The sequence below is a fragment of the Bifidobacterium sp. UTCIF-38 genome (assembly GCF_006454495.1).
In the GTDB taxonomy this organism is placed as follows: Bacteria; Actinomycetota; Actinomycetes; order Actinomycetales; family Bifidobacteriaceae; genus Bifidobacterium; species Bifidobacterium callitrichos.
In genome coordinates, this window is the sequence record NZ_JFAL01000004.1 from 91,429 (window position 1) to 111,623 (window position 20,195).

The window sequence follows — 20,195 nt, forward strand, 5'->3', positions numbered from 1 at the left end:
GCCGTCATGCTCGCCGTCGCCAAGATTCTGGCCATCATTCTCATCGGATACGCGTTGAAGCGCATCGGGCTGTTCGGGCCCGACAACTACAAGGTGCTGCAGAAGGTGGTGCTCAACATCACCCTGCCTGCCGCCATCGTCTCCTCGTTCGCCACCGGGCGCCACGATCTGGGACTGCTGTGGATCTCCGCGTTCGGCCTGATCTGCGCCACGATCCCGCTCGTGACGATGTTCGTCGTCTCCCGTCGCATGCCGGTCGCGCGCCGCGCGTTCCTGATGCTCAACGGAGCCGGGTTCAACGTCGGCAACTTCACGCTGCCGATCCTCACCACCTTCATCGGCCCGGCCGCCGCGCTGCCTGCCATCATGTTCGACGTCGGCAACTCCATCATGATGTCCGCCGGCAACTACGTGACCACCGCCGCCCTGCTCAACATCGACTCGTCCCGCCCGCTCGCCAAGCAGGTCGGTTCCGATCCGCGCGCGACCGTCGTGCCGCGTGCGACCCCGCGATCCGACGACCCCGACGCGCGTCGGCTCGAGCGTCGCGCCTTCGCGCGCACCATCGTGCGCAACTTCGTCACATCCGTGCCGTTCGACGTCTACATGGTGATGACGGTCCTCATGATCGCCGGCGTGAAGCCGCCGATGCCGGTGGCCGACTTCCTCGCCCCGATCTCCGGCGGCAACACCCTGTGCTCGATGCTGATGATCGGCATGATGATGGATCTGCCCGGCTCCCGCCGCGACGTGGCCGACGCGCTGATGATCCTCGTCTGCCGGTTCGGTTTCGGGCTGCTGTTCGCGTTCGCCGCGTGGCATCTGTTGCCGTTTGACGCGATGACCCGCAAGGCCGTCGTGTTCATCTGCTTCGCCCCGGCCGGCATCTTCTCCGCGATCTTCACTGACAAGGTCCTTGGCAACGCGCGCCTGTCCGGCTTCTGCCTGACCTCGATGGGCTTGACCGGAGTTGCCGCCATGGCCGTCGCCAACGCCGTGCTGTAGCCGTGTTCGCCCGTCGATGAGGTTGCGAGGGGATTCGGCGCGAAACCCGGCGCTCATAAAGTTAAGATAGTTTGCATAAATAGGGCGATGACACCTAGAATGGGTGTTGTCGCCCTATTCAATGACGAACCATATGACGAAAACCACTGGACATCAAAGTGCTAAGGAGATAGACATCATGGCTGAAGTGATCATCGTGAGGAACGAGGAGGAGGCTGGCCAGATCTACGGCCGCGCGGTCGCGGACCTCATCAAGGCCAAGCCCGACGCGGTGCTGGGACTCGCCACCGGATCGAGCCCGCTGGCCGCCTATCAGGCGCTCGCCACAATCGTGCATGACGAGTCGATCGACGTATCGCAGGTGCGCGGCTTCGCGCTCGACGAGTACCTCGGCCTGCCGCTCGATCACCCGCAGTCCTACCACTCGACCATCCATTGCACGGTCGTCGAGCCCTTGGGCCTCGACCCGGCCAAGGTGCACGTGCCCGGCGACGTGCTGGACGGCGCCCCGCTCGAGGACGGCGAGAGGATCGCCGCGGCCGGCCCGGCCTACGACGCGGCGATCGAGGCCGCGGGCGGCATCGACGTGCAGATCCTCGGCATCGGCACCGACGGGCACATCGGCTTCAACGAGCCGGGCTCATCGCTCGCCTCCGGCACGCGCGTCAAGACGCTCGCCGAGCAGACGCGCATCGACAACGCGCGCTTCTTCGACGACGACATCAATAAGGTGCCGACCCACTGCATCACGCAGGGCATCGGCACGGTGCTCAAGGCCCGTCACCTCGTGCTGCTCGCGTTCGGCTCCGGCAAGGCCGAGGCGATCGAGGAGACCGTCGAGGGCGGCGTCTCCGCGTTCTGCCCGGCGTCCGCGCTGCAGCTGCACCCGCATGCGACGATCATCGTCGACGAGGAGGCCGCCTCGCGTCTGCGTCATAAGGACTACTATCGCTACGCCTTCGCGCACAAGCCCGCCTGGCAGGGGATCTGATCGCCATGACAGCCAAGTCCATGACAGCCAAGTCTGGGAGCAGGCAGGAGATCGTCGCGAACGTGACCGCTGCGCTGGAGGGTGAGGCGCGTCCGGTCGCGATCCGGGGTGCGCGCAAGGTCGACGCCGGCGGCGTGCGTGACAACTATTGGGTTGTCTCCGACGCGCGCGGCGTGATCGTCGCCGCCGGGCAGGCCGGAGCGAACGGGTCCGGTGAGGAGGAGTTCGAGCACGCCTGCCGTACGGTCGGCATCGACCCGGCATCGCGGGAGTCGGTCATCGACGCGGATGGGCGGATCCTCACGCCCGGATACGTCGACATCCACGCGCATGGCGCATGGGAGAAGTCGTTCGACGACGGTCCGGAGGGGATCGACGTGGCGCGCGCGGGCCATGCGGTGCACGGCACGACGCGTCAGGTGCTCTCGCTGATCACCAATCCGATGGACGTGATCTGCCGCAACATCCGCACCGTGCGCGAGAAGATGGCGTCCGGCCGCCCCGACATCCTCGGATGCCATCTGGAGGGGCCGTTCCTGGCGCTGAAGCGTAAAGGCGCGCACGATCCGAACTGTTTGAAGGATCCGACGCCGGATCTGGTCGACGAGATGCTCGAGGCGTCGGGGGTGTCCGGTGCCGCTGCCACCCGTGCCGGCCGTCACGCGGGCGTCGGGCGGCTCGGCTGCATCCGTCAGATCACGATCGCGCCGGAATACGAGCACGGGCTCGACGCGATCCGCCGGTTCCGCGCCGCGGGCGTCGTGCCGGCCGTCGGCCATTGCGACGCCGACTATGCGACCGCGAAGGCCGGCTTCGACGCGGGTGCGGGCATCATGACGCACATGTTCAACGCGATGAACGGGCTGCATCACCGCGAGCCGGGGCCGATCCCGGCGGCCGTGGAGGATCCGCGCGTCACGATCGAGCTCATCAACGACGGCTTCCATGTGCAGGATCCGATGGTGCGTCTGGGCTTCGGGTTCGCGCCTCATCGCATCGCGTTCGTCACCGACTCGATGGCCGCCACCGGGTGCCCGGACGGTGCGTACAAGCTCGGCGAGCTGGATGTGAACGTCGTCGACGGACATGCGCGACTGGTCTCCAACGGCGCGATCGCCGGCTCCACGCTGACGCTCGAGGTCGCAGTACAACGGGCCGTTCTGGAACTCGGTTTCGACCCGGCTGACGCGGTCGAGGCGGCCACGCTGACCCCGGCCCGCGCGTTCGGCTTCGAGCGGCCGAACCCGGTCACCGGAGCGCCTCTGGGCTTCGTCGCCCCCGGCTTCGCCGCCGACTTCAACCTGCTCGACCCCGCCTCCTGGGCCGTCGCCCACGTCTGGTGTGCCGGCCGCAGCCTCAGGTGACCTTCGATAGCCTCCAATCGGCGGCTGTCGGCAAGTTCGAATTGCACATATGGGGCGCGTGCCGGATCCTCTCCGGCACGCGCCCCATATCGGTGCCGCTCTCTGCACTGTCGTGGGATGCGTCTTCATGAGGAACCCGAGCGGGTCGAACGTTAAATTGGTAATTTCCCTTTACCAGTTTTCATGTTATTGGTATGATGAAGTTGCCAATAATGCATCAGTCTGGCAAAGGGGGCATGTGCAATGGCCGGGAACCCCGTCATCGAGGAGAAGCTGAGGAACTTCCGCATCGAGGATTATCAACCCATCACACCGCGCGATCTGGATCTGGGCAGGCCGTTGCCGCCGAAGGTGGGCAACCTGGTCAAGGTGATCGTGGGCATGCGTCGGAGTGGCAAGAGCTACCGCCTGTTCCAGGAGATCGAGACGCTGCGCGATATGGGCATCGGCTGGAATCGCATATGCTACATCAACTTCGAGGACGACCGTCTGGGGAACGTCACTCCGGAAACCGGTGACGAAGTGCTGGAGACGTTCTATTCAATGCACCCGGAGGCGATGAAGGACGGCATGTATCTGTTCTTCGACGAGCTGCAGGAGATGTCCGACTGGGGCAAGTGGCTGCGGCGTGTGGTCGACACCGTCAGGGCCACGATATACGTCACCGGTTCGTCCTCGAAGATGCTGTCCAAGGAGATCTCGACGGAGTTTCGTGGGCGTGCCTTGGATTTCGAACTGCTGCCGTATTCGTTCCGCGAGGTTCTCCTCGCTGGGGGCGGTGTGGATGGGGACGTGTTGTCCCGTGACCCGCGGGAAGGGTATTCCACCGCGGAGCGTGTGGTGTTGTCGAACGAATTCCGGACGTATCTGGAACATGGCGGGTTTCCTGCGACATTGGATCTTCCCGCGCCGCAGCGGATTGCCCTGTTGCAGTCATATGTGCAGCGGGTGGTGTCACGAGACGTGGTCGAGCGCCATGACATCGGTCGGCCACGCGTGGCGTCCATGATGGCTCGCCGTGTGATGGGGGTCGTCGGCAGACAGTTGTCCGTCCGCAAGATCGAGAACGAGCTGAGATCGGCGGGGCTGATGACCAGTCGGGCGATGCTGGGTGATCTTCTGGAATACTTCGAGGACGCCTACCTGTTTTTCCGTGTGAGGGAGTTCTCCCTGTCGCTGAGCGAGAGGACCACCTCGATGCCGAAGATATACGCGATAGATCCCGGCTTGGTCGCGGCGGCGAGCGCGGCCGGCATGCGTGATGACGGGCAGCGGCTGGAGAACGCCGTGTACCTCGAACTCAGGCGGCGCAGTCTCGGGTTCCGCAGGGACGGCATATCGTCGTGCCGTACCGAAACCCATGGATACGAAGTGGATTTCGTGGTGGGCGACATGCTTGAGCATGATGGATACGACCTGTATCAGGTCACCATGAACATGGATGATCCGGCCACGGCCGAACGTGAGACCCGTGCGTTATGGGAGCTGATGTCGGAGCGGGATATCGAGACAGGCACCATCATCGTCGCTGATGGCAAGGAGATCGATTGGAAACGGGATGGCCGTGTCATCCATCAGATTCCGGCATGGAAGTGGTTTCTGGGGCAGTGGGGCCTACGCTGACCTCGTCAGCGGCGCTTGGTGAACTGGTTGACGACGAAGCTGGCGATGGTGACGACGAGGGCCACGACGACGATGGTGATGAGGTGCTTCGGATCGTTGGTGAAAGCGGCGGGCATCAGTGCGGCGAAATCAAGCATGACGACTTCCTTGAAGTAACAATGAACAATATTGATCATTAACGATCATATCATATATAAGAGCTCCCGGCCACAGCTTGCAGTCTGTGGCCGGGAGCTCTTATATCGGGGCGGAATCCGCGGATCGGTCAGCGACCGGGGATCAGATCACATCTCACCTGCGGCGCGGCGGGCGGCGAGCTCGGCGGCGTTCTTCTTGGAGATCTCGCCGGACAGCGGGTAGAAGAAGAGCAGGATGATGGCGATCAGACCGTTGCCGATGGCCGGGGCCAGCGTGGCGACCGCGTAGATGTTGTTCAGGGTGTCGGCGGACTGGGTGATCGCCTGGCCGGAGGTGGCGGTCACGTAGCCGGTGGCGGCGAGCACGATGCCCGGCAGCAGGCCGGAGAGGGCCTGGCCGATCTTGCGGGCGAACATGTAGCCGGTGTACACAGTGCCGTCCTCACGGGTGTGGGTCTTGACCTGGATGTCGTCGATGATGTCGGTGATGAAGCTCCAGACCATCAGGCCGAAGACGCCGTTGCCGAAGATCGCGACGATGGAGAAGGCGACGAACACGTACGGGTTGGTGATGTGCAGGAAGAACATCGCGACGTAGACCACGGTGGTGAAGACCAGCAGGATGCCGCAGACGAGCTTCTTGCCGTACTTGTCGCAGATGGCCGGGACGAACGGGGCGACGATCAGGACCGGCACGTTCTGCACGGCGAGGATGGCCAAGGCGGCGGTGTTGTTGAAGTAGTCCTTGTACAGGTAGGAGTTCACGGCGCCGGCGAACATCTGAGCGAAGATGAGCAGCAGGGCGGCAAGCATCAGGGCCACCATGGCGCGGTTGGAGAACATGTACTTGATGGACTTGAACAGCGGGACGTGCTCGTTGGTGCCCTTCTCGACGCGGATGCGCTCGACGGTGCCGCGCAGGGTGATCTCGTAGCAGATCCACAGCAGGGCGGCGAAGATGATGGCGACCCAGATCAGGACCGGGCCGTTGAGGATCTTCTTGCCGTCGACGGTGGTGTACATCACGAGCGGCAGGATGAAGGTCACGATGATGCCGCCGGCGGTCGAACCGAAGCCACGGCCCGCGGCCATCTCGTCACGGTGCTTGACGACCGGGGTCGAGACGGAGGCGAAGGAGCCGTACGGGGCGGAGGTGGAGGAGTAGAAGGCCACGCCGAGGATGTAGATCACGGTGATGTACGTGATTCGCGCCGGCAGGGCCCAGCTGGAGACGAACGGCAGGAAGGTCAGGATGATGATTGCCATCAGCGGGTAGCGCAGGTTGCGCACGAACCAGTGGTAGCGGCCGTCCTTGCGAAGCGGGGCGTTATCGGCCCACACGCCGGTGCCGAAATCGGTGAAGGCGGAGATGAGCTTGCCTGCGAAGATGATCCAGCCGGCGATGAGCGGGTTGATGCCCAGGGCGTCGGTCATGTAGATCATCGCGTAGTTGGTGACCAGCTGGAAGTAGAAGCCGTTGCCGATGTCGCCCATGGCGTAGGCCATAGGCTCGGTCTTCTTGAACGGCGGGTTTTCCACGACCTTGCCGGTCGCGGCATCAGCGGTTGCAGCCGTCATGATGTTCCTTTCATATTCCCTAATGCTCGCGGTGTGTGGTGTTCTTCTGCACTCCGCGCAGCCCGACGGCTTCGGTGCGTCTCGAACTTCCTTGCTCCGTCGGGTTGTTACGTGCATGACTATAGCACAAATAATCACGACGTGATCAAAACTGACAAAAAAAGATTGAAAAAGTTATGACGTGCGTGTCGCGTATATACTGAGCACGTACGGAAAATACAAGGAAGCCACATGGCGAGGTCGATTGGACAGGCGGAATCGCTTGCGCCAGTAGCCTGCCGGTAGCACGAAGGAGTGGTCAGTATGACCGAGTTTCTCAATCCGTTTGCGCATGAGCGCTGGACCCGCACGACGGGTGATCTCGCCGATCGTCGCGCCGAAATCGACACGCCGGTGATCGAAAGTGATCACGGCGACGCCGTTCCGGTCATCATCGACCCGACCCGCCGCTATCAGATGTGGGAGGGCGTCGGCGCCGCGATCACCGACTCCTCCGCCTCCCTGTTCATGAACTCGATGAGCCCCGAGCAGCGCCACGCCATCCTCGAGGAGATGTTCAGCCCCGAGCAGGGCGGCTTCTCCTCCGTGCGCATCTCCATCGGCTCGTGCGACTTCTCCAGCCAGAAGTACTACTCCTACGACGACCTGCCCGAAGGCGTCGCCGCTGACGCCTCCCTGCAGTACTTCTCCATCGGCGAGGGCGAGCCGGGCGCTCCGGACGCCACCCGCGACCTCAAGAACGTGATCCCGGTCCTGCAGGAGATCGTCAGGATCAACCCGGCCGTCAAGATCATGGCCTCCCCGTGGTCCGCCCCGGCATGGATGAAGACCTCCGGCGTGCTCTCCGGCGCCGGCCGCCTGCGTCTTGGCGAATACGTCGGCAACGGCTACCGCTACCAGGACACCATCGACTACGTGTACGCGCAGTACTTCGTCAAGTTCATCGCCGCGTACGCCAAGTACGGCATCCACATCACCTCCGTGACCATGCAGAACGAGCCGAGCAACGGCTGCCCGTGGCCGATCACCGTGTGGACCCCCGAGGAGCTCGCCAAGTGGGGCTCCGAATACCTGCGTCCGGCCCTCGACCGCTCGTTCCCGGACGTCGAGATCTACTTCGGCGACGACTCCCTGCGCTTCTACCAGCGTCCGGTGAGCGAATACATGACCCCGGCCCAGGCGTCCGCCTTCGCCGGCGTCGCCTTCCACACCTACTCCGGCCTGCCCGAGTGGATCCACAACGGCGCCCGCCAGTTCCCGAACTGGAAGGTCGCGATGACCGAACGCCGTTGCATGCTCGACGAGACCGTCGACGAGGCCAGCCACGTCATGTTCGGTGAGATCGGCACCTGGCTCGTGCGCAACGGCATGGGCCTGATCAACCTGTGGAACATGGCGCTCGACGAGCAGGGATTCCCGAGCTACGCCGGCACCTCCGGCCGCCGCGGCGTGATCACCATCGACTCGGCCACCGGCAAGGTCAAGCGCAACCTCGAATACTTCATGCTGCGCAACTTCGGCCAGGACGTGAAGGTCGGCTCCCACCGCGTCGCCTCGTCCAACTACACGCGCGACGGCCGTCACGGCGGACTTGGCTCCGTCGCCTTCGTCGCCGACAACGGTGATCTGGCCGCCATCCTCTACAACCCGACCGCCAAGGACATCGAGGCGGCCGTCGAGATCAACGGCGAGGGCGCCCGCTGGCAGAAGGTCACCGTCCTCGCCTACGGCACCGTGAGCCTGCACAAGTCCAACGCCGGCGCATTCAACACCACCGACGCCCCGGCCGACGACGAGTTCGAGATCACCTACACGCCCCACCCCGCCGACGACCACGACGAGACGCTGTTCTGAGCTGAAGGACTTCGAACGATAATTAACTGAAACAACTGAAAACGGACCATAGGCCCCAGATACGGCCGACGGCGACGTCGGCCTTTTCCGTTGACTTCAATTCCAATCACGGCAAAGCTGCTGGAAGGAGAGAGATTTGCCATGTTGAGGAGGAAAGCGTCACGGCTGCGGTGTCTGGTTTCCATGGCGGTGGTATGTGCGATCGGCCTGACGCTGACCGCATGCGGGTCCGGTTCGGTCGATGCCGATGGGCGTAATCCCGATGGGAGCGTCACCATCAGCATGGCCGGCTGGACCCTGTCCACACGCCCGGAGTTCCAGGCGCTGGCCGACGCATACGAGAAGACGCATCCGAACGTCCACATCGACGTCAAGGAATACAGTGCCGACGACTACGACAAACAGCTGATCGCCGATCTGTCCGCCGGCAAGGCACCGGACGTCTTCCCGATGAAGAACCTGAAGATGTACTACACGTACGCTTCGCCGGGCGCACTCGCCGATCTGAGCGACGTCGCGGCGCAGTACGCCGACAACGACAACCTCGCCGTCGCCAAGGACTACGTCATCGACGGGAAGACCTACGCGCTGCCGTACCGCGTCGACGCGACCGTCCTGTACTACAACCGGACGATGCTTGACGCCGCCGGCGTCGACGCGCCGGACGGCACATGGACGTGGGACGACTACCTGTCCGTGTGCCGCCAGCTCAAGAGGAAGCTGCCCGCGGCCGGATACAAGGACGCCTACCCGACCTACCACCACACCTCGTTCCAAGCGATCCCGCAGGCCATCGCACTCGCCCAGCAGTCCAAGGGCACCGGCATCGAAGGCCAGAACGACCTGTTCTTCTCCGGCGACTACTCGTACCTGAAGCCGATGTACAAGCTGTTCCTCGACATGCAGCACGAGGGCCTGACCCTCTCGTACAACACCGTCTCCGCCTCGAAGACCACCTACCAGTCGCAGTTCGGCACCGAGAAGGCCGCGCTGCTGCCGATGGGCACATGGTTCATGGGCCCGCTCGCCGACCAGCAGAACAGCGGCGAGGCCAACAAGTTCGACTGGGGCGTCGCCGCCCTGCCGCAGCTGAGCGACTCGACGATCGAGCATCCGGTCACCTACGGCGACCCGACCGGCTTCGCGGTCTCCGCGAACTCGCCGTCCGCCAAGATGAAGGCCGCCAAGGAGTTCGTCGCCTGGGCCGCGGGCGAGGAGGGCGCCGAAGTCACCGCCAGGACCGGTTCGGTGCCCGCCTACACCTCGGACAAGGCGCTCGACGCGTTCTTCGCCAAGGACGGCCTACCCACCGACGAACAGTCGCGCGAGGTGATCCGCAAGTCGGTCATCAAGCAGGAGAATCCGGTCGGCGAGGCCACGCAGGTCATCCAGGACGAGCTCAACATGGCCCAGTCCTCGATCCTGTCCGAAACGAAGTCCGTCGACGACGCGCTCGCCAAGGCCGAGCACGCGATCGCCAACACCGGCCTGCTGCCGAAGGACCAGGGGAAGTGAGGGTGGAATCATGAACGAGCATCGCAATCGCACTCGTGAGGTGGCGGATGGCTCCGCACGCGAGGTGCGGAACGTACGCGACAACTCGAATCACGTCAACAAGCTGCGCAACCGCAACCTGCGCAACGGACTCATCTTCATCGCGCCGAACTTCATCGGCTTCTTCCTGCTGATCCTGATCCCCGTCGTCACGCTGTTCTACACGTCGTTCACCAAATGGAGCGCCTTGGGCGATCCGCAGTTCAACGGCGTGTGGAACTGGCGCCGACTCTTCACCGACGAGAACTTCTGGGACGCGCTCGTCAACACGCTTTACTACGCGGTCGTACACATCCCGCTCACGCTCGCGCTCGCCTTCGGGCTCGCGGTGCTCCTGAACTCGAAGCTCAAGGGTCGCGCGTTCTTCCGCACGGTCGCGTTCTTCCCATACGTCACCGCGATCGTCGCCGTAGCGCAGGTGTGGAGCATGATGTTCGACCCGAAGGCCGGCATCATCAACCAGTTCCTCGCCCTATTCGTCGGCGCCGACAACGTGCCCGGATGGCTCTCCAGCACACAGTGGGCGATGCCCGCCGTCATCATCGTCGGCACATGGCGTGAGGTCGGATACTTCATGATCCTCCTGCTCGCAGGACTCCAGACCATCCCCGCCGAGCTCTACGAGGCGGCGAAGATGGACGGTGCCAACGCGTGGCAGCGCTTCTGGCATGTCACCGTGCCGTGCATGCGCCCGACCCTGTTCTTCGTGACCGTGACCCTGACCATCACGTCGCTGAAGATCCTCGACCTGACGCTCGTCATGACCAACGGCGGTCCCGGCACCTCCACGCTCGTGCTCGCGCAGTACGTGTACCGCGTGGCGTTCGAACGCGCCGACTTCGGCTACGCGTCCACCGTGTCGCTGGCCCTGTTCTTCATCTGCCTGGCGGTCACGCTCGTGCAGTTCTGGTACAACAACGCGAAGGAGAAGTGAGATGGGTTCCGACATCCCGATGAACGACCATCGCCCCTCCCTTGGCCGCATCGTCGGCATGATCCTCGGCTACGCGGTGATGATCGCCATCAGCGTGTTCGTCGTGCTGCCGTTCGTGTGGATGGTGCTCGCGTCGCTCAAGAACAACAACGAGATCTACATGGTCCCGGTGCGCTGGCTGCCCGAGACCTGGCACTTCGAGCACTACGCGCAGATCTGGCTCAAGGCCGACATGCTCGGCTGGCTCGGCAACACCGTGTTCTTCGCGGTCGTCGTCACGTTCCTGCAGGTGTTCACCGGCTCGTTCGCCGCGTACGGCTTCTCGAAGATCAACTTCCCCGGTCGCAACACCCTGTTCCTCATCTACGTGGCCACGATGGCCGTGCCGTGGCAGGCGTACATGATCCCGCAGTTCAAGATGCTCTCGATCGTGGGGCTCAACGACACCCGATGGTCGATCATCCTGCTGCAGGCGTTCGGCGCGTTCGGCGTGTTCATGATGAAGCAGTTCTACGACACGATCCCCGACTCGCTCTCCGAGGCTGCCCGATTGGACGGTCTGAGCGAGTTCGGCATCTACCGGCGCATCATCCTGCCGCTGTCCGGTTCGTCGATCGCCGCGCTTGCGATCATCACGTTCACGAATACGTGGAACGACTACATGGGACCGCTGCTCTACCTGCGCTCGCCCGACCTGTACACGATCCAGCTGGGCCTGAAGACCTTCATCTCCCAGTACGATGCCGACTACTCGATGATCATGACCGGTTCGGTGCTTTCCGTGCTGCCGATCCTCGTCGTCTTCCTCATCGGCCAGCGCCAGTTCATCGAAGGCATCGCCACCAGCGGCATGAAGGGCTGACATGGAGTTCTCCTCGTCCGCGAAACGACCGCGTTTCTCGTCCAACACGTTCCTGACGGTGGCGAACGTGGTGTACCTGCTGCTCGCCATGTCGCTGCTGACGCTGCTCGGATGCCTGCCGCTGGTGCTGGCTCTGGTACTCGTGCCGGGTGCCGGGGGCGCTTATCCGCTGTTCCTGTTCGCCGGCGCCCTGAGTGCGCCCGGCGTGGCCGCGTCCTTCGCGATGTTCCGCGACCACCCGGTATTCCTCACCTCGTCGCGCAGGAGTGCGATGGAGGCGCTGGCGAAGGCAACGGGTCTGCCCGACTGGATCGCCGCGCCCTACGTGCCGTCCGACGTCTCCGTGGCCGTATTCCGACCGTATTTCGCCGCATACCGCCGCGTCGCGCCCCGTGCGCTCGCCGTCGGCCTGACGTTCGGGGTGATCGAGTTCCTCGCGCTCTACGACGCCCAACTGCTCATGCAGGTTGCCTGGGGCCAACTGCTCGTCCCCGCGATGGCTGTCGTCGCCGTGATCAGCGTGGAGGCCGAGCTCATCGCCTTGAATCTCGTCGTCGAGTTCCCGAAGGCGAAGTGGCGCTCGCTGCTGCGCAACGGGTACCTCCTGAGCGTCCGTCGCTTCGTCATGCTCGTCGTCAACGTCGCCTGCCTCGGCGTGTACGCATGGGGACTGGCGCATAGCCCGATCCTCGTCGGGGTATGCGCCACCGGCGTGCTCGCGTTCGTCCTGTGGGCTGGCGTGCGCTGGCAGTCGCGTCCGCTCGCCCTTGCGATGGCGCGCGAGAGTCGCGACCGCAACCTGATCGCGCTGTACGACTGAGAGGCGTGTAGGCGGCGTGTGCGGCCGAGGTGTGTGACTGCGAGCGTGGCTGCATGCTGTTGCGTGTAATCCTATGGGCCCCACCATGTCGGTTTTTCGGCGTTTGAGCGGTGTGAACACTCATAATCACTTATGATTGATCATGCACAAAGTTGTCTGTGATCATTGATCAGAAAAGAGAACATCATGGTTGACATGACCGCGGGAGCCGCCACGACCGCCGGCGCATGGCCGCAGACCGTCCACATTGCCATCGACGCGAAGGACGTCGCAGCCGCCGCGAGGAACCGCAACGGTCTGCCCTACAAGGGCTTCGGGCTCCTGTCCGGCAACGCCACCTCCAGCCTCCTCATGGACTACAAGGCCGAAAGCCCCGATGCGTACTGGACGCTCGTGAAGACCCTGTTCGCCGGCGATCACCCGCTCATGAACACCGTCAAGGTCGAGATGGGCAACGACCGTAACAACTCCACCGGCCCGAACGTCGCCACGATGCGCGAGTCCGACGAATACCCGCAGGTGCGCCGCGAGCCGGGCTTCCAGCTCGCCGCCGACGCCCGGCGCTACCAGCCGGACGTGCACGTGAGCATCCTGCGCTGGATGGTCCCCACCTGGGTCCACTCCAACGAGGACGTCTACAAGTGGTACAAGAACACGATCCTCGCCGCCTACCGCGAATACGGCTTCATGATCGACTCGGTCAACCCGGATGTCAACGAGCGCACCGCCGACCTCGACTGGGTCGCCGACTTCGCGCATCGCGTCCGCACCGACGAGGAGGGCTTCATCGGCAATGGCCCCGACGATCCGAACGCCGGCTTCGCGAGCGACGAGGAACGCAGCCTGTTCCACGCGATCAAGGTCATCACCTCCGACGAGGAGGTCACCGGCACCTTCGGCGGCGACGTGATCGCCAACCCCGCATACATGGACGCGATGGACGTGGCCTCCTACCACTACTCCGTCGAGGACGATCGGGACGGCAGCTTCACGCGTCTCGCCGACGAATTCGACAAGGAGGTCTGGAACTCCGAGGCGCAGGCCACGTTCTCGAACTCCGCCGATCGCCCGAACAACACGATGGACGACGGCCTCGGCGAGCGCACCGGCACCGGCATCGGCGGATCCGGCAGCGCCCTCGAAATGGCCAACACCCTGATCAAGGGCTTCGTCGAATCGCGTCGCACGCACGCGATCTACCAGCCGGCCATCGGCTCGTGCTACGAGAACATGGAATACGCCTCCAAGGAGCTCATCTCCGCACGCGACCCGTGGAGCGGCTGGATGTACTACGACGCCGGCTGCGCCGTCCTCGAGCACTTCACCAGGTTCGCCAGGCTCGGCTTCACCCGTCTGCACGACGGCACCGAAGTCGACGGCATCTGGCGCGCCATCCCGTCCGCATCCGGCAGCGAGGTCGGCGGCAACAACCCCGTCGCCGGCGCCCGCCACGGCGAACCCTCCTACCTCACGCTCGCCTCGCCGGACGGCAAGGACTTCAGCACCATCATCGTCAACGACTCCGCGCGCCCGAAGACCTACGTCATCACCGCCGATTCCGCGCTCAAGGCGTTCGGCAAGCCGCTGCAGATCTGGGTCACCAAGGCCTGCGATCCCGAGTCCGGCGAGGCGTACGATGCGAACTACCGCCGTCCGCTCACCATCGTGCCGCCGGCCTACCCCGACGAGACCTCTGGGGTTCCCGCGGCGGGGGCTTCCGGTTCCGCCGACTCCACCGTCTCCTACACGCTGACCGTCGAACCGTGGAGCATCATCACCGCGACCACGCTCGACACCTTCGCCCCCGCGCCCGACGACACCGCCGACCGTTCCGGCCGGACCGACGAAGGCCGCTACACGCCGAAGCCCGGCTACGAGTACGACCTGCCGCACACCGCCGAGAACGCGCGCCCGGTCCTCGACGTCGATCCCGAGCACGGTGTTCTCTACGCCGACGACTTCCGCTACGAGGGCGAACAGCCGGTCGACGTATACAAGTTCGACGCGCTCGCCCGTGAGGACTATCTCGAGTCGCGAGGCGGGCAGGCCGGCGCGACCGCGCGCTACACCACCGACACCAACGGCGCGTTCGAGATCGTCCCCGATCCGGAGCGCGGCCATGTGCTGCGTCAGCAGATCGACTGGAACCACGCCGGCAACGCGTGGATCGAAGGCGAGCCGCGCACCGCGCTCGGCGACATGCGCTGGACCGACTACCAGGTGTCCGTCGACGTGAAGTTCGAGGACTACCCGGGCCGTTCGCCGTACGTGGTCGTCGGAGCGCGCGAGATGGGTGGCAACAAGTTCACCACCGACATCTGCGGCGTCGACTTCAAGATCCGCGCCGACGGCATCTGGCTGCTGCGCAACTTCGGCAACGAGGTGCGCCGCGGTCACCTCGAGGATCTGCGCAAGCGCGCCGCCGAAGCCGGCACCACGCCGTTCGCGCCGGGCGCCGGCTCGTGGAACACGATCACGCTGCGCGTCGCCGGCGACACCGCCACCGTGTTCGTCAACGGCGCGCAGGTCGCCACGTGGTCCGACGCCTCGCTGCAGTCGGCGGGCCGCGTCAACCTCGGCACCAGCTTCGATCACGTGCGATTCTCCAACCTGCGCGTCGAGCGCGTGCCCGGCTGCGCGCCGTACTACGACCAGCTCATCGACGACATGCACATGCGCTCGTGGGACGACGGTGCCGAGATCCTGCGCTACAGCGGTCCGTGGACGCACGACAACGGCCAGGGCATGTTCACCTACATGCGCACGATCTCCCGTGCCGCCGTGGCCGGGGCGTCGGTCGCGCTGACGTTCACCGGCACCGGAATCGACCTGTTCGGCCCGTCCGACGGCTCGGCTCGACTGGATGTCTTCGTCGATGGCGTCCAGGTGCGTGCGGCCGCGCCGGTTCATGCGACGAACGGTTCGCTGCGCTGCCAGTTCCGCCTTCGTGACCTCGCATACGGCGAGCACACGGTCGTCTTCCGCACCGCCGCCGTCGGCCCGACCGGCTTCGCGCTCGACGCGCTGGGCTTGATCGGCGCGATTGCTCGCTGAGCGTCGGCGGCTGAGGAACGGTACGAATTTGCCACACAATGCGATTTCCGTGAGATATCGCGTTGTGTGGCACGCGCGACGTTGAGCGTCACATCATACGGCGTCGAACCGCGCACCCTCCGGCCTGCTCGGCGCCAGCATCAGCACGATGTTGACGACGACTCCGGCAAGGGCCACGACGATGCCGACAAGGAACGCGATGCCGCCTCCCACGCCGGCCGCCACATGCCCGCCGGAGCCGCCGGAACCGAGTGCGCCGATCGCTCCGGACAGCGCGCTCGCGGCACCGATGAGGATGATGATCGCGCCGCCGAACCCCAGTGCGTATGGCGTGACGACCAGCCATCCCGGACGATTGGAGTCATGCAGTCGACGTATCGCGATTGCGAACCCGGGAACCAGCGTGCCCAGCGCCCAGATCGTGCCGAGGATGCCGAGAGCGCCATCGGTCGCATTGGCGAGGAATCGCAGCGCCAGGGCGATGCCGAACGCGATCAGCGTCCACCACCAGTACTCGCTGCGCGAGGCACGGCCCGAGACCGTCACGTACTTCTTGAAGAATCGCACGAAAGCCTCCTGCGGCGGGCAGCCGTAGTACGGCTGGTGCAGCGGGGGAGCGTTGGTGCCGGCTCTGGCGCCGGCGCCGTTCGGGTCGTATTCTGTTCGTGATCCCCCTCTCGACCCATCTTGGTACGTCCGATTGGTGTTGAACCCGCCGGAATCGTTGGGATTGCTGTAGTTGGGAATGCCGTATGGATTCGTCTGCGTGCCGTGGGGAGGGTACGACGGCGGCATGCCGTTCGCATTGTCGCCCGCATTGCCGTCCGGCTCGGGAATCCCCGCGGGATCGTGGGTGAATGGGTTGGTCATGGAAGCTTCCTTATCTGTGATTGGGTGATGGTTGGGTGGAGATGCTTCAGCCGTGCCGGTCACCACGCTGTGCCCGGCACGACCTTCCGCGCTCGCCATTGTTCCAGCCTGCTCGGCGCCGGGCAATCGGCGCTGTCTGCCATGTGAGATCGGTGGATAATCCGGTGGATGAGCGAACGCCGCGATCCCCGTGAACGTTCCCGTTCCACGTCCCGCTTGCGCGGCAGAATGGAACCTATGACTGAAGCTGAAAATGCGAAAAACCATAAGCCCGAACTCCCCAAGGACGTTCGTGTCCGTTTCTGCCCGTCCCCGACCGGCACCCCTCACGTCGGCATGATCCGCACCGCCCTGTTCAACTGGGCCGAGGCGCGCGCCACCGGCGGCAAGCTCGTGTTCCGCATCGAGGACACCGACGCCGCGCGCGATAGCGAGGAGAGCTACAACCAGATCCTCGAATCCCTGCGTTGGCTGGGCATCGACTGGGATGAGGGCATCGAGGTCGGCGGCCCGGACGGCCCGTACCGTCAGTCCGAGCGCACCGAGATCTACAAGGACGTTGCCGCCAGGCTGCTCGAGGCCGGCTACGCCTACGAGTCCTTCTCCACGCCGGAGGAGATCAAGGAGCGTAACCTCGCCGCCGGCCGCCCGGCCGAGTTCGGCTACGACGGCTACGATCGCGATCTGACCGAGGAGCAGAAGGCCGCCTTCCGCGCCGAGGGCCGCAAGCCCGCGCTGCGCATCCGCATGCCCGACGAGGACATCGCCTTCGACGATCTCATCCGCGGCACCATCGAGTTCAAGGCCGGCTCCGTACCGGACTACGTGATCGTCCGCCCGAACGGCGACGCCCTGTACACGCTGACCAACCCGGTCGACGACGCGATGATGAACATCAACGTCGTCCTGCGTGGCGAGGACCTGCTGAGCTCCACCCCGCGTCAGATCGTGCTCTACCGCTACCTCAAGGAGCTGGGCATCGCCAAGACCACCCCGCTGTTCGGCCACATGCCGTACGTGATGGGCCAGGGCAACAAGAAGCTCTCCAAGCGCGATCCGGAGTCCAACCTGTTCAACCACCGCGACGCCGGCTTCATCCGCGAGGGCCTGCTCAACTACCTCGCCCTGCTCGGCTGGTCCATCGCTCCGGACCGTGACGTGTTCTCGATGGACGAGATGATCGAGAAGTTCGACGTGCGCGACGTCAAGGCCAACCCGGCCCGCTTCGACCTCGACAAGGCGATCTCCATCAACGCCGAGCATGTGCGCATGCTCGAGCCGCAGGACTTCCTCAACCGTTCCGTGCCGTACCTCAACCGTGACGGCGTCGTCTCCGCGGACAACTGGGATGCGCTCACGGACCGTGAGAAGACGATCCTCACCGCCGCCGCGCCGCTCGTCCAGACCCGCGTGCGACTGCTTGGCGAGGTCGCCGGCATGGTCGGCTCCCTGCTGTCCACCGATGAGTACCTCGAGCCGACCGACGATGCGCGTAAGCAGCTCAAGGACTCCGCCGGTGCGGTGCTCGATCTTGCGATCGCCGCGTTGGAGGGTGTTGACGAGGCCGATTGGAAGACCGACACCCTGCACGAGACGCTCAACAAGGCCCTCGTGGAGGACGGCGGCTACAAGCCGCGTCTCGCCTTCGGTCCGGTGCGCGTGGCTATGTCCGGCCGCCGCGTGAGCCCGCCGCTGTTCGAGTCGATGGAGATCATCGGCCGCGACCTGACGATCGCTCGTTTGAAGGGCCTTCGCGCGCACCTGTGATCGCGGTATGCGGTTCTGCCGTGATCGTCGCGTGGCCGACCGGTGCCTTGCCGTCGGCTGGTCACGTCTGATCCTGCTCAATCGCGCGCAATAACAATAAGAGGGCGCCCGCCGTCATGTACTGCTGTACTGGTCGGCGGGCGCCCTTGCTATGTGTACTCAGGGTGCGGCTCTATCGCCTTTCTTATGGTATGACGATTTCCGGTTCGTCTCGGAGATAATCTTCGATGGATATGTACCGGCCGTTCGCGGAGTTAAAACTTTCCGTGCCTCGGTAGATGATCGTTCTGCGGTCGACAGGCACGTTAAGCTCTTCCCTGACTTTGGTGAGGTGTTTGAAGAAATCCGATCGTGGAGTCATCCCCGACTTGATCTCGATGAGTCGGGGAGCGCTTCGCTGGGTGACGTCCATCAGATCGATCTCCGCTTGAGCCGTATCCCGGTAGAAGCGCAGATTGCCCTCCTCGTTGTGGTTGAGATAGCGTTTCGCAGTCTCAACCACAACAAGGTTTTCGAATACGTCACCGCGTTTGGGAGAATCAAGCAATTCATCGGATGAGCGGAATCCCAGCAGATAGTTAAGTAGTCCGCTGTCATGGAAGTACAGCTTCGGCGTTTTGACGAGTCGTTTGCGCGTATTCGTCGAATACGGCTGCAGACGAAAGACGATGAAGCTTTTCTCCAGAATGGAGAGCCATTCCTTGGCGGTGTTGAATGTGATACCCGCATCACGGGCCAACCCGCTGAGATTGAGCAGGCTCCCCGCGTTCTCCGCGCACAGGCGCAGGAAGACATTGAAGTCGGTGACGTTGCGCACATCAAGATATTCCGCCACATCCCGGCTGATGTAGGTGGCCGTGTAGTCGCGGAAGTAGATGCCGGTGGGCATCGGCACGTCGTACAGGTGAGGGTATCCTCCCCGAAACATGAATTCATCCACGGTGAGGTCGGGGTCTGATTGTCTGGCCTCCGTGTAGGACAGCGGCAGTAGACGTAGCATGCCTACGCGGCCGGCAAGCGATTGGCCGATACGCTTCTCCATCAGGAAGTTCTGTGATCCGGACAGTACGTATTGCCCCATGGTGCCGCGCGCGTCGGCTTCGACCTGAATCTGGGAGAACAGGTCCGGAGCGTACTGTGCTTCGTCGATGATGAGTTTATCGCCGCGTGATCGGATGAAACCAACAGGGTCATCCGTGGCGCTGGCGCGGGTGGTCTTGTCTTCGAGATTGACGTATTCGTAATCGGGTAAAACGTTCCTGATGAGCGTCGACTTACCGCTTTGCCGTGGTCCGGTTATCGAAACGACCGGAAACCAGGACAGCATGGCGGAGAGTTCGTTGGTGATCGTCCGTGGGATCATCGGTGCCTCGATTGCAGATTCGTCAGTAGAGTTATTGATAATTCATTAGTAGAACTCATGATAATTCGTCAGTAGGACTTGTGATAATTCATCAGTAGAGTCGTTGATGATTCATCAGTAGGGCCGCGTAAGGCCTTCTGCTGATTGGTGTTTTTGATGTGCTGCCTTGAGGTGTCCTGCGGCTTAGGGTTCAGGGATTGCGGTAACGTCTTTGGATGTGTGCGCGACCATGTGCGACCGCACGCGTCCGTGTGCGACACGCCGTGATTTGCTTGATGCTTGACTTTCCCGTAAATTAACTTTTCGTTGCGCGGCGGGTTCGCCTCGCAGCCGGTGAAAACTGAATATGCCCCCATCGTCTAGCGGTCTAGGACTACGCCCTCTCACGGCGCCAACACCGGTTCAAATCCGGTTGGGGG

The 20,195-nt window shown here is 63.7% G+C and carries 15 protein-coding genes; 11 read left to right on the top strand and 4 right to left on the bottom strand.

Going from position 1 to position 20,195, the window contains the following annotated elements; all coding sequences use genetic code 11:
• Nucleotides 1-6 precede the first annotated feature (6 nt).
• From BW11_RS02150 to BW11_RS02165, 4 genes are all read left to right on the top strand, one after another.
• Nucleotides 7-1,005, top strand: a complete 999-nt coding sequence (locus BW11_RS02150; protein WP_043165577.1) for an AEC family transporter — start codon at nucleotides 7-9, stop codon at nucleotides 1,003-1,005.
• 178 nt (nucleotides 1,006-1,183) lie between these two features.
• The gene (nagB, locus tag BW11_RS02155; RefSeq protein WP_140444601.1) at nucleotides 1,184-1,996 is read left to right on the top strand and encodes a glucosamine-6-phosphate deaminase; all 813 of its coding nucleotides are present in this window, start codon (nucleotides 1,184-1,186) and stop codon (nucleotides 1,994-1,996) included.
• 20 nt (nucleotides 1,997-2,016) lie between these two features.
• The gene (locus BW11_RS02160) at nucleotides 2,017-3,360 is read left to right on the top strand and encodes an N-acetylglucosamine-6-phosphate deacetylase (protein WP_043165704.1); all 1,344 of its coding nucleotides are present in this window, start codon (nucleotides 2,017-2,019) and stop codon (nucleotides 3,358-3,360) included.
• A gap of 243 nt (nucleotides 3,361-3,603) precedes the next feature.
• A complete protein-coding gene (locus tag BW11_RS02165) occupies nucleotides 3,604-4,983 on the top strand; it encodes an ATP-binding protein (protein WP_043165572.1) in 1,380 nt (459 codons plus the stop codon).
• A gap of 5 nt (nucleotides 4,984-4,988) precedes the next feature.
• On the opposite strand, the gene BW11_RS11755 is transcribed toward BW11_RS02165, so the two are convergent.
• Together BW11_RS11755 and BW11_RS02170 are read right to left on the bottom strand one after the other, a co-directional pair.
• On the bottom strand, nucleotides 4,989-5,120 hold the full coding sequence (locus BW11_RS11755) for a hypothetical protein (protein ID WP_258184514.1): 132 nt from the start codon (nucleotides 5,118-5,120) through the stop codon (nucleotides 4,989-4,991).
• A gap of 147 nt (nucleotides 5,121-5,267) precedes the next feature.
• Nucleotides 5,268-6,698, bottom strand: coding sequence for an MFS transporter (locus tag BW11_RS02170; RefSeq protein ID WP_181162464.1), 1,431 nt, complete (start codon nucleotides 6,696-6,698; stop codon nucleotides 5,268-5,270).
• A 303-nt stretch (nucleotides 6,699-7,001) separates the two neighbouring features.
• Here BW11_RS02170 and BW11_RS02175 point away from each other — a divergent pair, with 303 nt between their 5' ends.
• The 6 genes from BW11_RS02175 (at nucleotide 7,002) to BW11_RS02200 (ending at nucleotide 15,776) form a co-directional block, all read left to right on the top strand.
• Nucleotides 7,002-8,552 carry a glycoside hydrolase family 30 beta sandwich domain-containing protein gene (locus BW11_RS02175; RefSeq protein WP_140444599.1) on the top strand — a complete coding sequence of 517 codons (1,551 nt, stop codon included), beginning with the start codon at nucleotides 7,002-7,004 and terminating at the stop codon, nucleotides 8,550-8,552.
• Between the two features lie 141 nt (nucleotides 8,553-8,693).
• On the top strand, nucleotides 8,694-10,067 hold the full coding sequence (locus BW11_RS02180) for an ABC transporter substrate-binding protein (protein ID WP_140444598.1): 1,374 nt from the start codon (nucleotides 8,694-8,696) through the stop codon (nucleotides 10,065-10,067).
• 10 nt (nucleotides 10,068-10,077) lie between these two features.
• Entirely contained in the window at nucleotides 10,078-11,040 is a 963-nt protein-coding gene (locus tag BW11_RS02185) for a carbohydrate ABC transporter permease (RefSeq protein ID WP_140444597.1), read from the top strand.
• A gap of 1 nt (nucleotide 11,041) precedes the next feature.
• Nucleotides 11,042-11,902, top strand: coding sequence for a carbohydrate ABC transporter permease (locus BW11_RS02190; protein ID WP_150383325.1), 861 nt, complete (start codon nucleotides 11,042-11,044; stop codon nucleotides 11,900-11,902).
• A 1-nt stretch (nucleotide 11,903) separates the two neighbouring features.
• The gene (locus BW11_RS02195; RefSeq protein ID WP_140444596.1) at nucleotides 11,904-12,722 is read left to right on the top strand and encodes a hypothetical protein; all 819 of its coding nucleotides are present in this window, start codon (nucleotides 11,904-11,906) and stop codon (nucleotides 12,720-12,722) included.
• Nucleotides 12,723-12,908: 186 nt separating this feature from the next.
• A complete protein-coding gene (locus BW11_RS02200; RefSeq protein WP_140444595.1) occupies nucleotides 12,909-15,776 on the top strand; it encodes a family 16 glycoside hydrolase in 2,868 nt (955 codons plus the stop codon).
• 93 nt (nucleotides 15,777-15,869) lie between these two features.
• On the opposite strand, the gene BW11_RS02205 is transcribed toward BW11_RS02200, so the two are convergent.
• Complete coding sequence (locus tag BW11_RS02205; protein ID WP_181162462.1) at nucleotides 15,870-16,646, bottom strand: DUF805 domain-containing protein; 777 nt, start codon at nucleotides 16,644-16,646, stop codon at nucleotides 15,870-15,872.
• 228 nt (nucleotides 16,647-16,874) lie between these two features.
• Between BW11_RS02205 and gltX the strand changes: the two genes are divergently transcribed.
• Nucleotides 16,875-18,413 (top strand): glutamate--tRNA ligase, encoded by a 1,539-nt coding sequence (gene gltX / locus BW11_RS02210; protein ID WP_375137620.1) that lies wholly within the window; start codon nucleotides 16,875-16,877, stop codon nucleotides 18,411-18,413.
• Nucleotides 18,414-18,597: 184 nt separating this feature from the next.
• Here gltX and BW11_RS02215 read toward each other — a convergent pair whose 3' ends face one another.
• The gene (locus BW11_RS02215) at nucleotides 18,598-19,776 is read right to left on the bottom strand and encodes an ATP-binding protein (protein ID WP_140444592.1); all 1,179 of its coding nucleotides are present in this window, start codon (nucleotides 19,774-19,776) and stop codon (nucleotides 18,598-18,600) included.
• Nucleotides 19,777-20,195 lie beyond the last annotated feature (419 nt).